The organism is Acidobacteriota bacterium (assembly GCA_016208495.1).
Classification (GTDB): Bacteria; Acidobacteriota; Blastocatellia; order Chloracidobacteriales; family Chloracidobacteriaceae; genus JACQXX01.
Genome location: JACQXX010000162.1, coordinates 1 through 13950 on the forward strand (window position 1 = coordinate 1; position 13950 = coordinate 13950).

The following is a 13950-nucleotide window of genomic DNA, read 5'->3' on the forward strand; positions in this document are numbered from 1 at the left end:
AGGAAAACCGGCTCCACCGCCACGAAAAGGTGACTGTGGTCCATGGTATGTTGAAAAACAGGGAAATGAGGAAGTCGTCGTCAACGCGTGTGGAGGGGTGCTGACTGGGACATTTTCTGCCGGAGGAACAGCTTCAGCCGCCGCCAATGCACTCAATGAAAAGGATGATGAGAAATTTAATCAAGCAATATATTCGATGAGCTATCATTCGATTTGTGAAGATATCACTGGTGAAGACTGTCCTTTTGTTCTTCCTGGGTTTGGAGACAATGACTGGGTTGGAATTGGTGAGTATGGAAGCGACGGAACCGACGGATACATTGTTTACGAAGATATTCCAGGCGGTTCACCAACCCGGAACCTCAAAATTAAGGTTGGAGCATTTGAACCAAGATTTCCAATGTACCGGGAATGGAGCAGTATGCTGACCCGCAAGCGCGGACAGTGAAAGTTAACACCTAGCTTTTGGTTCTTGGTTCTTCGAAGGAATTTTTTCCTAAGAGCTAAGCACCAAGTACCAAGAATTAAACACCAAGCACCCAACAGGGTAAGTCAATCTGACTTACCCTGATCACGTTTTTTCAATCCCACCACATCAAAAGCTGCTATAGCTATCCTAAAGTGAGCCTGTTTTATGTTGTCATCTCATTTTCAACACCTTCTAAAATTCGGTCTCTGTTTTCTCATTCTTATCGGCTTATTCTCTGGTGGAACCAAAATGGAGATAGCTGCCAACCAGGTACCTCAGGATGATCCCAATCCTCATCAATGGAATTCAATGGAAGACTTGTTGCAGCAGGCTGAATTATCTGGGTTGAATGAAGCTGAAATTGACCAGCTTGGGTTTGCTACATTCTGTCAATACCATCAGCTTTGGGGAAGCTTTCCAGCACGTCGGGAAGTTGTTAGAAACAAAGTACAAGAGTTTCATCACACATTAAACAACCATTCCATCTTACAACAACCTGCCACAGGCACAATTGCTCCCTTCCTCTCAGAAACAGAGTACAACGCTTTCCCAGAAATTGAGGTAACTAATACCGAGGACATTGGACCTGGAAGTTTACGTGAGGCAATAGCCAAAGCCGAAACCATGAATGGCAGTCGGATTGTGTTTAAGCTCAGACCTGATGTAGGCAACTACAACCCTCAAACCGGTGTCTGGACCATTGAAATGAGATCAATTCTCTATGTCCGAGCCAGTCGAACGCTAATTGATGGTTTTTCACAAGCCAGATTTGGAGGAGAAACGAACCCTAATGGTCCTGAAATCATGATCTTGAGTGGAACAACTACTAAAGGCTCTCTCTCAACTGATCAGGGTAGCCTGTTTATCAGTTCAATCTGGTATTTGTTTAGTACCTCACAAACTTGGGTCCGCGGATTCAACTTTAATTCGCCAAGAGAACAAGCCAGACAAGCACTTGGAGCCATAGGAATTGGTCACACAAGTGGTACTGGAAATGGGTATGCTTCGGGAAACAAGATTACAGACTGTTGGATTGGATTAAACTCTGATGGAGAATCCGTATTCAGTGAATGGGGAGATTGGGCAATTACTTTTGATCAGGGAACAAGAAACAACTTGATCGAAAACAATCTGATAACCTACTTGAGTTTTCCAATCTATTTTTTTGGCACGAATAATCCTAGCACCGCAATTGGAAATACTATTCGAGGAAACTATATTGGAACCAATAAATCGGGCACAAAACGACTTCAAAACTTTCGATCTTTTACTGGTGTTTCTGGTGGGACTGCCCCAACCGCCATCACCTTTCGGAATGGTTCGCGAGAGAATATTTTTGAGGACAACATCATTGCCGGTTCCCAGAGTGGCGGGATTGGATCATTCAACCATTTCGACCAGGATGCGTCAGGTGGGAACATCATCCGGCGGAATCGGGTTGGAGTTGGGGTCAATGGTGAAAATATCGCCCCGGTTGTGCCTCCTGACAATGTCCCAACCTTGAATCAGGACAACGGCGCGTTTGCCATCGGCATTTCCGGTGCTCAAAACGACATCATTGAAGACAACATCGTCGGCAATTTCAAACTCGGCGGGATCAAAGTCCAGAACTGGGCTGGGACCACCACCACTCAAACCACCCGTGTCGCCAATAACCGCATTTTCAACACCAATTTTGGCGTTCAAATCGTTGGGACTCGTTTCAGAACTGAAGTTGTCGGCAACCAACTAGAAAACTGCCGAAGCGGTGTCACCGTGAGCGAAGTTCCCTTTGATGTTCAAATCGGCTACCACGGGAATCTTCGGAAACGAACCTACGAAACCCGCAATGTCAATATTCAGCAAAATACCTTCACCACTGTCTCCAACCCATTGATTGCGCTGGTTGAAGACGCCAAAACCGTTAGTGACGGGTTATGGCAGCCTAATACTGCCACTTCACGCCAACCACGCGAAACCAACGAACTCCTCCCCACGCCGCGCCTGACGTCGGCCATCAGGCAAACGGATGGGACGATTTTGATTGAAGGCAGCGCGGTCGAACCTGGGATGCTTGAAGTTTACAGCCAGGGGATGCCACTTGCTCAGCTCCCGATTGCCGCGGGCCAGACCAGCCGGTTTACCCTGAGCCTTCCCGCTTCGGTCGGAAATGGGAAAACCACGCTCGCGGCGGCACTTATCTCCGGAGCAACCAGTGAAACTTCTGAAGTCTCGTCAGCCATTCCAATCACGAATGTGCCTCCGCCGGACGATCAGGTAGTGCCGACCGTAACGGTAACCTCTCCAGCCACCGGGCTGGTGGTTGAATCCCGTCCCAATGCCCAGGTTGCCGTTATCTGGCAATCTTCTGACAATGTTGGAGTGACTGGCCACTGGATCAAACTCAACGCGACTCGCAACGGCACTCCGTTTGAAGAAACTCTCGCGGCTGGTCTGCCCGGAACGGCCACCAGCTTCACACTCCGCCGAAAACGATGTCTATTCCCAGGCTCAGCTCACCATTTCGGCGACGGATGCCGCCTGCAATGTCGGCAATGGCCAATCCGGCACTTTTTCGGTGGTTGCTCCGCCGCCGCCAGATTCAGTCAAGCCCACGGTTTCCCAAGTCACCCTCTCCAAAGCCAAAGTCAAACGCAAGAAAGACCCGAACGTGACCATTTCCTGGCGCTCAACCGATAACACTGCCGTGGTGAGCCACGATGTGCTCTATGCCACGGATGGAACGACGTTCTCAACCACGGTTGTGACCGGACTGGCTGGCACTCAACAACAATTCGCCTGGACTGTTCCTGCTTCGTTTCCAAAAACCAAAGTCGCCCGGGTCAAAATCATCGCCCGTGACGCGGCAACCAACTCTGGGGAAGCTGTCAGCAATTCCTTTGTCGTCAAGTAAATCGGTTGCGGTCAAAATTGGGCGAGAGTATCGTGTGCGAAGTGCTCAATGAGATAATTGTTATTTGTGGAGAAAGCAAAATGACTCACGAAGAAATGGAACGAACCATGGAGTTCATTCTCAATCAGCAAGCCAGGTTCAGCGTGGATATTGATTTGCTGAAGGAATCGCAGGCCAGAATGTCAGCAGATATTGCGAGCCTGATTGAACTGTCACGACGGGGAATGGAAACGGCAGATGCCGATAGAAGGCTCATGCGTGAGATGGTTCAGGATTTGAAAGATGTTATTTATCGAGTTGAATCAAAAGCTGACGAAGCATTGAGAAGAGCCAGGAACAAAGAGGTGGGTGAATAATCTGGTTATGAAATTTCTGGAAAAGAAACCCCAAGAAGATAACAAAGTGACAGATGACAGGGTGACAAGGTGACAGGATGATTTTTTCACCCCCTCTTCCCTTGTCATCATCCTTTCGAAAACCCTGAACTATCATCAGCTTGCCGGGTTTGTCCCAGATGCTCTTCCAACATTTCAAGACTGACTTCTTCCCACAATACCCGGTACAGTTGCAGCGGCTCGTCTTTGCCTTTGACTTTGACCGGATCAATTTTTTCAAGCGGAATCAATGGGTCGTTGAGTTTGAGGCGGGTGCTTTCTGAAATCATGATTTCGTGACTTTGAGCGACGCCGCAAATGCGACTGGTAACGTTGGTCGTGTCGCCGATAGTGGCATACTGAATATAGTCTTTGGAGCCGATATTGCCGGCAGCAACCTTGCCCGTGTTGAGCCCAATGTGGATTTGAATCTCCATCCCGCGTGGGGTTCCCCATTCGGCATTAAACCGCTTCACGGCATACTGCATTTCAATCGCTGCCCGAACAGCGCGTGAGGGATCATCCGGATGTTGAAATGGCGCTCCCCAAATCGCCATCAACGCATCGCCAATGTATTTTTCAAGCGTGCCGTCATAGCGGAAGACAATTTCGGCCATGTGTGGGAAATAGGCATTGAGCAAGTCAACAATTTCACGCGGTTCCATGCGAGCTGACATCTCGGTAAAGCTACTGATGTCAGAAAATAAGGCGGTGATCTCGGTTTCAATCGCTCCTAAAATCAAGTGCTGGGCATGCGCAATTTCCTGCACAACCTTGGGTGGGAAAAACCGCATAAAGTTGTTGCGCAGCACGGCTTCGGATTCAATCCGTTTGTACAATTTGGAATTATCAATCGCAATTGCCGCCTGGGTAGCAAACCCGGTCAGAAACTCAAGCTCTTCTTCGGTGTATAAATTTGAGGTAGACAGATTGTCTACGTAAAGCACCCCGGTTACTTTATCGCGGGGCTTGAGCGGCACACAAATCAACGACCGGATTGACTGCTGCACAATCGAATGGGCTTTTTCAAAGCGTGGATCAAGTCGGGCATCTGATGACAGCACGCCGACGCCATGTTCGAGTACATAATTGAGGATAAACCGACTGTAAAACTGGGTGGTCTCACGCGCAGTGACTTTGATCGCTTTGAGTTCGAGGTCGCCCGTATCATCGTCCACTAGCAACAGGGCGGCCCGGTCCACATCCATAATTTGAAACAGCAGATCAAGGATTTTATTCAGGAGTCGGTCAATATCTTCAGGCGAAGAAAGCAGTTCGCTGACTTTGAGCAGAATTTGCAGTTTGTCGCGGGCCCGGTCCTCACTGACCTCAGTTCGAATTTTCAAAGCGCCGGCCTGAATTTTAGCGGTTTCCTCAAACAGCAGGTCTTTCATGATGATCCGGGTGGCATCAGGCGACATCTGCTTCACGATGTTGTGGTCCTGCTGTGCAAAATTCATCAACCCTTGCACAAATATCAGCGCGGCATCTCCACATCGGATTTGATCTCTGTCATGCAACTCACACTGCTGGATTTTTGACCCGTTGACAAACGTGCCGTTGCGGCTCTGCAAGTCCATAATCGCCGCGTGGTCACCAATCAGGTCAATGCGGGCATGCTGGCGCGATAAACTCGGATGGAGTACCACAATATCATTCTCACGTGCACGCCCAAGAAAGTTGTTTCCTTCCTTGATAGTAAAGATTTTATTGTCTGCCGCACCGGGGTTGAGAATCAAATAAGGCATTGTGAGGTCCTGGAAAAGCAAACGAGCGAAGTCGTGAAGTCGCGAAGTAGCAAACAAGAGCGAGTAGCGAGTAGCGAGTAGTCAGAAAAGCTTTTTGGGTGAAGACAGTTAAATCTTTTGCTCTGAAATACCCAGGGATTCAACCGTAAATTCAAGCAGTCTTGGTTGGCTCCTCGCCACTTGCTATTCGCTTTCTGGCTGAACGGGCAGGAATCAGGCACAGGAAATCGGGAAATGCCTGGATACACTGTGTCTGAATCGAAGTCAACCTGATTTGAATGGCACCTCAACCAGAACTGGTCAGGGAAAGAAAAATGAATTCCCTTGCACCACTTCAAACAGTCTGGATATAGTATTTGTGTTCAAGCAGATAGAAAAGCTCCAAAAACCACAGTTATTTATTCTTTCCACCTCATCAAAATCACGCTCAACGTCGGCTGTCAAAATCGGGCACCCGAGAGACAATCGCAAACGACTCTCAATCTGCATTCTTTTATTTTGACCCAAAAAGGAGGAAACACCTCAAATTTCCAGCCCTGTGTGGAAATCGGGTGTTGAAAACCACATGAATCGAAAGTTGATGCTCTCAAAAGACGCGTTACTGTGGGAAGCTGGCGACCCGGCCCGCAATATTGCCGTGTTGGACCAGGGAAAACTTGGAGTTCGCGGGGAAAAAGGGCTTATTGGGTTGATCGCCCCCAAAATGATTTTGGGAGAAACCGCCATCCTGACCCTTGAAGGCCAGTCTCCGCGCCGAACAGCAACCGTGTATGCCCTCGAAGACAACACCATCGTGACTGAGTATTCCGCCACGCTGGTCAAACAGCTTTTTGATTCGGGCGATCCAACCATCACCCCGATGATTTTCAACACTCTGATTGGCCAGATGGGCAAACACTGCATCCTGATTGTTTCCGCTAACAAAAGCTACCCGGTGATTCAAGCCGCGATGGGAGATTTACTCAAAGGCATTGCACAATCAGCCAAGCAGCTTGATTCAATCCGAACCTGGGATGCCTTTATGCGGACCTTCCGCTTTATGTGCTCCATGCGTGACAACCTGAGCGAACTCAGCAATAGCTATCTGGCTGGGAGTTCAAGCCAGAGTGAAATGGTTGATCGAGCCTCGACCATGATCAAAGAAATGCTCACGGAAAAAGAACAAACCCTGGTGCCACAGATTGAAGATTTTCTCAAAGCCGAACGCCAGCGGGATGACTGGCTCGAACGATAATGCGGGGCCAGAACCAGGGCTGAAGACTCGCAAGCTCGGGGCTGAAGAATTCGGGCTAGGAGTTGAGCGGATAATTCTTTCGAACCCGGAACCCGAGTTTTCTTCATTCTTCATTCCCAATTACTCTGTGAAAAACACTCATGGCTTCTGATTTTCCAATCAAAAAAGAATTTATCGCCGATGTTCGATTTGCTCGAGCGCGCGAGCGAATGGTGGTGCTCCTGCGCGAACGCGGCATTTCCAACGAAGCGGTTCTCAAAGCCATGGGAACAATTCCGAGGGAACTGTTTTTAGACCCAGCACTATCAGCCGAAAGTTACGGAGATCATGCATTGCCGATCCTGGCCGGCCAGACCATCTCCCAACCCTACATTGTAGCTCGAATGACCGAGCTTCTGGAGCCATCGCCTGCCAAACGCGTGCTTGAAATCGGCGCCGGGTCAGGCTATCAAACCGCCATTTTGAGCCTGGTGGTTGGAAAAGTCTTTTCCATTGAACGAATTGCAGCCCTTGCTCGACTTGCTCAGTCAAGATTGCAAAAACTTGGAATCTATAATGCCGCGGTGAAATGTTTTGATGGGACGGTCGGATGGAGCCAGTTTGCGCCATATGATGGCATTCTGGTGGCAGCCGCTGGGCCGGAAATCCCCCAACCCCTGATGGATCAACTTGTGGAAGGTGGCCACCTGGTTTTACCAGTCGGAGATGACAACGTTCAGCGGTTGATTCGCGTGACCCGAACCCCAGATGGCTTCCGGCAGGAAGACCACGGCGGCGTCAAATTTGTGCCGCTCATTGGTCGCCATGGCCATCCGGAGTAATGACAAGATGACTGGGTGACAAAGTGACAAGGTGACAAGGTGATTGGGTGACCAGGTGACTGGGTGACAAAGTGACAAGGTGACAAGGTGACAAGGTGACAAGGTGACAAGATGACAAGATGACAAGGTGACAAGGTGACAAGGTGACAAGGTGACTGGGTGACAATAAATCATTCTGTCAGATGTCACCTTGTCATTTTGTCATTTTGTCACCTTGTCATCCTTCACAGGGGTTGTGAGTTCAACTGGAACAGCAACCCGGTCCAGTTCCTTGCTTTTTGCTTCGCTTCCATCCTCTAACACCAGCCGGTTCAATTTCCAGGACTGGTAATCCTTGTTCAGAAACTCAAGAATATAGCGGCCTTCAGCACCCGGCATCAGTTCAACTGGAACCACGCCAATCTGACGAATTTCAGGTGGTGTGTCTTCAGTGGTGCGCTTGACAAGTTGGATTTCAGCCCGGATATTGCGTAATGGCGCGGACGAAATGTTTTTGACCGTTCCGCCGACAACCACGGTGTTGACTTCTTTGACAGCCGTGGGTTTCAACCCCGGTGCAAACTGGTGAAATTCTAGTAATGTCGGAGGCACCGGAGGTGGGGGTGGCGATTCTCGTTTTAACAAGATGGGGATTTTCTGAACCATCGCGGCAACGTTCGCCGGCAGAAGCGTATTGCGAATCGGTGGGTGAAATACCACTAATCCGATTCCCACGAGGCCAACAACCCAAAGAAGAATGTACATTGCCCAGCGGCGTTCTTCTTTAATGTTGCTACGTCCATAAAGCTCCTCAGAATTCAAAAAAGTTGGCGGCCTGACATCAACCGGGGCTCCGTTTCGGCCATTTGCAATGGGGGCCGTCATCGGCAAGGTCGGCGACATGGGTGGAGGCATTGGTGCTGGTAATGTCGGCGACATTCCCGAAGTTACATAGGAGGCTTCGGCTGGTGCGGCGGCCAGGTTCTGGCTGGGAGCGCTGAGTGCCTGAGCAATTGGCGCCGGAAGTGGTGTTGATTGAGGTGCTGTTGGCCGAGGTTGGGAAATTGGCGCGGTTGGCGGTGGCTGTAATGTTTTGCGGGCGTTTGACGGCAACCGTTCGGGAAGGTCCAGAAGCTTGCGCGGTGACGCCGATGGGAGTTTTTCCAATTTGGGCGGCGCCGTTGACGGCAGTGGTGATTCAGGTGGAAAAACAATCGGTCCATGGGACATCAACGGCTGGGTTTCACTTTCAATCTTGAGTCCTTCAGTGGCCCGTGAGGTTGATTTTTCAAGGTTTACAGTTGGTGAGGCCCCGACTTCCTGACCGGCAAGTTTGGCGCGGCGTTCAGCAATTTGCTGGGCGATTTGCTGGGCCAGAAGGCTGTTGGGGGCTCGGGGTTGTACTTCGATGACGTTTTCTTCGGTGGTTTCGACGTCTTCTTCAAGCGATCCAGTGGTGTATCCAGCCGAGAGTGGCTCCGTGAGTGGTGTTGCCATATCCGCCGTGGTGGTTGGGAGATTGTGAAATCCAACCGGGACTGGTGCCGTCGGAACATAGGCCATTGGCTCGGCGGAAGCGGGCATGGTTTCAGCTTCCGAAAGCGATACGGGTTGCGGCGATTGATTCAAAACTGGTTGAATTTTTGGAATCGGAATTTCATCCGTAATCGGCACCAGGTCTTCTGGGGATGGCCCTTCTGAGGTTAATGGAAGCGTGTCTCCAGTTGTGGCTGGGAGCGAAGGACTACTGCGTAAACTCAATGGACTGCCGGCGTGCGTGTCGAGCCCTTCGATTTGATCTACATTGCGAAATGCCCGGCGGAGCGCCACCACCATCAAAACAAAAAAGGTGACAATCACCACTGCCACCAGGCTTCCCCACACCCAACCACTGACCAATGCCAGATTCGTCATAAAATATGCGTTCATGTGCTCCTCAGCACTGGTCTTTGCCCAATCTGATCGAGGCCCAAGGCAGTGCCGCCTTTCTCTTCGAAAAAAACTAAATCTCTATCAAACGATTGTACGAATGGAAGTTACGGCTGCTGTTCGCCCATACGGTCTTTAAATGCCTGGAGGGTATTGCTTTCGATGACACCTCGCGAAGGACATGCAACCCACTTGGCACCCAGGGCGTCATCCTGGTATTCACCTTCGATTTGAGCAAATACAAAAAGTTTGATTCGTTGCGGGTCAACCGGTGCCACTTCGATTTGGAGTGTATAGCGCCCCCGTGTCCAGTTGCGCAGTTGTCCCCCTGGTCGCCGCGAAACAAACTCAAGATTTTCACCAGATGGGCCGCCTTTAGTAAAGATGACCGGCCTGGTATAGAGCATCCCCGTTTGCTCGGTGGTGCGTTTTTCATCCAGCGGGATTTCCATATCCTTGAGGGTCTGTTTGATCAAATCCATCATTTCTTCACGGGATTTGCCAAACGTTTGCGGGTTTTCCAGCAACGGGTCAGCGTCTTTTGGGCGCTTAAACTGGATTTGCCCGCTCCCAGCCAGGCTATTGATCGAACCAAAGCCGATGACACAAACCAACAACAGCACTGCCAAACGGGAAAACTTTGCTTGCATGGGGATAATCTCCAAAAAATTCAAAAGATGAAAATCCAACGAATCCAGAAAGCTACAGGTAAGGTTGACACTCTGGCTTCACCGGAAACCATTTTTCCAGGGAACCAAACAACCAGTTATAGCTTTTCAGATAAATATTTCCTGGGGGCGCGGGCGTCCCGTCCGCACTAAATCTATTGATAACAAACGAGTTGCGGGCGAGACACCCGCGCTCCCAACCAGAAATCTTTTTCTGAAGAACTATAGGATTAAGTGGGATTGTGATTGATAGTTTATTTGAGAACTTTGACTTGGACACATCTTAACTGAATTAAGTTGGAAATGTCTGTGTCTTTCGGCAAATTTGGAGTGCGGCCCACTTGACGCCGCTTTGCTTTTCAATTGGAGTTTCCATCCCACCATGCACCAGTTCACCCTCGATTCCACCTCTCTGAGAATCATTGACAGCCATCTCGACGCCTGTTTCCCAGAATTACGTCAGCCCGGCCAGCAAGCATTGCCCTCGATTGTCGTTTCAGGCGGCTGGTTGGCGTGGTATTTGACCTGGGTTACCAGAGCGGATGGCATCACCTTTGGTCGCTTTATTTTTTTACGGCCTCGGATTTTTCGGCAATCACAGACAACTGAAAGGGTGCTTGAAACCCTGGGACCGCTGGTGGTTCACGAAGCCACCCACGTCTGGCAATACCGCCGGGATGGAATGCTTCCCTTTTTGGTGACCTATGTTGGTGCGTACCTGCGCAACCTGACCCGGTCTGGCCTCTGGTGGGTGCTGAGCGCCCATACCCGTCATCAGGCATATCTGGCGATTCCTTATGAAGTCCAGGCTCGCCATGCCGAAGCCATGTGGCACGTTTTTCATCCATCAGTCTGAAACAGGCGCGAAATTGTGGCAGAGCCGGACACTTTCAGATAGAGTTGGAAGTTCCCTCGCTGATTCCAGGAAACCCACTTCATTTCAGGAGCATGTTATGGCCCACTTGATCGAACGTCCGCGACGCAACCGCCGCACGGATGCCATCCGGCGCATGGTTCGCGAAACGGCGATCACGCCTTCCGATTTTGTCGCCCCACTGTTTGTCATGGACGGTACTGACACCCGCATTCCAATTTCATCCATGCCCGGATGTTATCGCCTGACGATTGATTTGCTGGTTGCTGAGTGCAAGGAACTGGCAGCGCTTGGCATTCCCGGTGTCGCGCTCTTTCCGGCGCTTCCGGATTCCAAAAAAGATAAGCGCGGCACGGAAAGTGTCAATCCGGATGGTTTGTTTGCCCGTTCGATTCAGGCCGTCAAGGAAAGCGTCCCCGATTTGATGATTTTTACTGATGTGGCGCTGGATCCTTATTCTTCAGATGGACACGATGGCATCGTCAATGAGCGGGGTGAAATCGTCAACGACGAAACCCTCGAAGTCCTGGCCCAAATGGCCGTCGCCCAGGCACGCGCCGGAGCGGACTTTGTGGCCCCATCGGATATGATGGATGGTCGCATCGGAGCAATTCGTCAAGCCCTTGATCAAGAAGGATTTATCAATGTCGGCATCATGTCGTATGCCGTCAAGTACGCTTCGGCCTTTTATGGCCCGTTCCGCGATGCGCTGGATTCCGCCCCAAAATTTGGCGACAAGAAAACCTACCAGATGGATCCGGCCAATGCCCGCGAAGCCCTGCGTGAAGTTCGGCTCGACATTGCCGAGGGTGCCGATATGGTTATGGTCAAACCGGCGCTGGCCTATCTCGATGTGATTCGGCTGGTGCGGGGTGCGGTTGATGTCCCGGTGACGGCCTATCAGGTCAGCGGCGAATACGCCATGGTCAAAGCGGCGGATGAGCGGGGCTGGATTGACGGCCAACGCTGCATGCTGGAAATCCTGACGGCCATTAAACGCGCTGGGGCTGACGTCATCTTTACTTACTTTTCGAAAGAAGCCGCCCAACTCTTGAATTAAGAGTGATTAGTGGTTAGTGATTAGTTCTTAGTTCTTGGTTCTTGGTTCTTCTTCGAAAGTATTGATTTCTAACCACTAACCACTAACCACTAACCACTTTCTTCATTCTTCATTTCTTTATTCTTATGTTGAGTGATTTACCAGAACGACTCCCACGGATTGCGGCCTCGGACTACCTGAATTCGGCGCTATTGATTTACAGTTTTCTCCACGGCGAACAGCAGGACAAATGCCGGTTGTTCCCAGACGCGGCACCGGCACGGTGTGCTGAAATGCTGCGGACTGGTCGGGTCGAGGCGGCCCTCATCCCAGCGATTGAATATCAGCGGATTCCAGGGTTGCGAGTGATTCCGGAGGTTACTGTTTCTTCAAAACAACAGGTTCGAAGCGTCGTGCTCGCATCGCAGGTGCCAGTCTCGGAAGTGCGGAGCGTGGCGCTCGATACCTCCTCACGAACATCGGTTTCGCTTATTCGGATTCTGTTTCGTGAGTTTTATGGACACCAGCCTCAATACTCATCCGCCGCGCCGAACTTGGGCGAGATGCTGAGTCAAAATGATGCAGCGGTACTTATTGGCGACCCGGCCATGACGTTTGATCGGACAGGGCTGTATGTCTATGACCTGGCTCAGGAATGGCGCACGTTTACCGGCTTGCCGTTTGTATTCGCCGTGTGGGCGGTTGAAACATCAGCCGTGGAGAAAGTCTGTTCTGCCGTTGACTTTGCCGCCGCTCGTGACGAAGGACTCCGCCACAAGGCTGAACTCGCCGCTAAATATAGCCAGATGTTGAATTTACCGGAAAGCGACCTGGTGGATTACCTGACCAACAATATTTGCTACACCCTGGATGAGGAAAACCTGGCCGGATTGCGCCGCTATTATGAACTTGCCGCCAAATACGAACTGATCGAAACGGCCCAGCCGATTCGGTGGGCCTGATTTCAATTATGAATTATGAATTATGAGTATAGATAAGGAACATCATAACCCTTCCACCCTGGAAACAATTGCAAGAATGCCCGTGACACCACCGCTTGAAAATGGCGATCATTTGTCGCGTGAGGAATTTGAACGCCGATTTTGGGCCATGCCCGAATTAAAAAAGGCGGAACTCATTCAAGGAGTTGTGTTTATGCCGTCACCAGTCCGGTATGAGAGCCATGGAAAACCCCATTCGGCGGTGATGTTGTGGCTGACCCATTACGAAACATTCACGCCAGGCGTCGGTGTGGGTGACAACACTTCGGTCCGGTTGGACGAAGAAACAGAAGTTCAACCTGATGCCTTGTTGAGAGTTCAAGCCGAGTATGGTGGGAAAAGCAGTGTGAGCGATGATGATTTTGTGGTTGGAGCACCTGAATTGATTTTTGAAGTTGCCGCCAGTAGCGCGTCTTATGATTTACACGAAAAATTCAGACTCTATTGCAACCATGGGGTGCGGGAATACATTGTCTGGAGAGTTCGGGATGGCGTCATTGACTGGTTTCAACGAGTAGACAACCAGTTTCAACGCCTTGAGCCTGATAGTGCGGGAGTTATTGAAAGCCATCTCTTTCCTGGTCTGCGCCTGGCAGTATCAGCTTTCATCCGGCGAGACCTTACCACGGTTTTGACCATATCTCAGGAAGGAATCGGGTCTGATTCCCACCAGGCGTTTGTAAAGCAACTGGAGCGAAATTTGATTTCAATCAAATCCTGAACCATCTCTCTAAAATAAGATCAACTTTTGGAAGCTATTCATTTTAAAATCTTTTCTTCATTCTCTCGTGTTTTACCAATTTAAGCAGCAGGTTTCTTCTGTAACTTATTGAAAATACAGCGGAGTGGGTTTTTTCGATAGTTTCTCAAAACCACGCCTTTGAGGACAAATACAGAAAAAAGAATGATCGAGGCATCCAG

At 50.2% G+C, this 13950-nt stretch carries 13 protein-coding genes; 10 read left to right on the forward strand and 3 right to left on the reverse strand.

Annotation, left to right across the window (positions count from 1 at the left end):
• The 4 genes from HY774_28870 to HY774_28885 form a co-directional block, all read left to right on the forward strand.
• The coding region (locus HY774_28870; protein MBI4752524.1) for a hypothetical protein at window positions 1–448 on the forward strand (448 nt) is incomplete at its 5' end.
• A 270-nt stretch (window positions 449–718) separates the two neighbouring features.
• A complete protein-coding gene (locus HY774_28875) occupies window positions 719–3148 on the forward strand; it encodes a right-handed parallel beta-helix repeat-containing protein (GenBank protein MBI4752525.1) in 2430 nt (809 codons plus the stop codon).
• Entirely contained in the window at window positions 3120–3362 is a 243-nt protein-coding gene (locus HY774_28880; protein ID MBI4752526.1) for a hypothetical protein, read from the forward strand. Before HY774_28875 ends, HY774_28880 begins: the two co-directional genes overlap by 29 nt.
• Before the next feature lie 80 nt (window positions 3363–3442).
• Entirely contained in the window at window positions 3443–3718 is a 276-nt protein-coding gene (locus HY774_28885; protein MBI4752527.1) for a hypothetical protein, read from the forward strand.
• 107 nt (window positions 3719–3825) lie between these two features.
• On the opposite strand, the gene HY774_28890 is transcribed toward HY774_28885, so the two are convergent.
• Window positions 3826–5484, reverse strand: coding sequence for an FHA domain-containing protein (locus HY774_28890; GenBank protein ID MBI4752528.1), 1659 nt, complete (start codon window positions 5482–5484; stop codon window positions 3826–3828).
• A 565-nt stretch (window positions 5485–6049) separates the two neighbouring features.
• Here HY774_28890 and HY774_28895 point away from each other — a divergent pair.
• Window positions 6050–6718, forward strand: a complete 669-nt coding sequence (locus HY774_28895; protein ID MBI4752529.1) for a cyclic nucleotide-binding domain-containing protein — start codon at window positions 6050–6052, stop codon at window positions 6716–6718.
• Window positions 6719–6858: 140 nt separating this feature from the next.
• Window positions 6859–7539: a protein-L-isoaspartate(D-aspartate) O-methyltransferase gene (locus HY774_28900; protein ID MBI4752530.1), complete on the forward strand. Its 681-nt coding sequence runs from the start codon at window positions 6859–6861 to the stop codon at window positions 7537–7539.
• Window positions 7540–7740: 201 nt separating this feature from the next.
• Here HY774_28900 and HY774_28905 read toward each other — a convergent pair whose 3' ends face one another.
• Together HY774_28905 and HY774_28910 are read right to left on the reverse strand one after the other, a co-directional pair.
• Window positions 7741–9447: a hypothetical protein gene (locus HY774_28905; protein MBI4752531.1), complete on the reverse strand. Its 1707-nt coding sequence runs from the start codon at window positions 9445–9447 to the stop codon at window positions 7741–7743.
• A gap of 107 nt (window positions 9448–9554) precedes the next feature.
• Window positions 9555–10097, reverse strand: coding sequence for a hypothetical protein (locus tag HY774_28910; GenBank protein MBI4752532.1), 543 nt, complete (start codon window positions 10095–10097; stop codon window positions 9555–9557).
• Between the two features lie 400 nt (window positions 10098–10497).
• Between HY774_28910 and HY774_28915 the strand changes: the two genes are divergently transcribed.
• The 4 genes from HY774_28915 (at window position 10498) to HY774_28930 (ending at window position 13750) form a co-directional block, all read left to right on the forward strand.
• Complete coding sequence (locus HY774_28915; protein ID MBI4752533.1) at window positions 10498–10971, forward strand: hypothetical protein; 474 nt, start codon at window positions 10498–10500, stop codon at window positions 10969–10971.
• 97 nt (window positions 10972–11068) lie between these two features.
• Window positions 11069–12049 carry a porphobilinogen synthase gene (hemB, locus tag HY774_28920; protein ID MBI4752534.1) on the forward strand — a complete coding sequence of 327 codons (981 nt, stop codon included), beginning with the start codon at window positions 11069–11071 and terminating at the stop codon, window positions 12047–12049.
• Between the two features lie 125 nt (window positions 12050–12174).
• Complete coding sequence (locus tag HY774_28925) at window positions 12175–12990, forward strand: menaquinone biosynthesis protein (GenBank protein MBI4752535.1); 816 nt, start codon at window positions 12175–12177, stop codon at window positions 12988–12990.
• Between the two features lie 76 nt (window positions 12991–13066).
• The gene (locus tag HY774_28930; protein ID MBI4752536.1) at window positions 13067–13750 is read left to right on the forward strand and encodes a Uma2 family endonuclease; all 684 of its coding nucleotides are present in this window, start codon (window positions 13067–13069) and stop codon (window positions 13748–13750) included.
• Window positions 13751–13950: the final 200 nt, after the last annotated feature.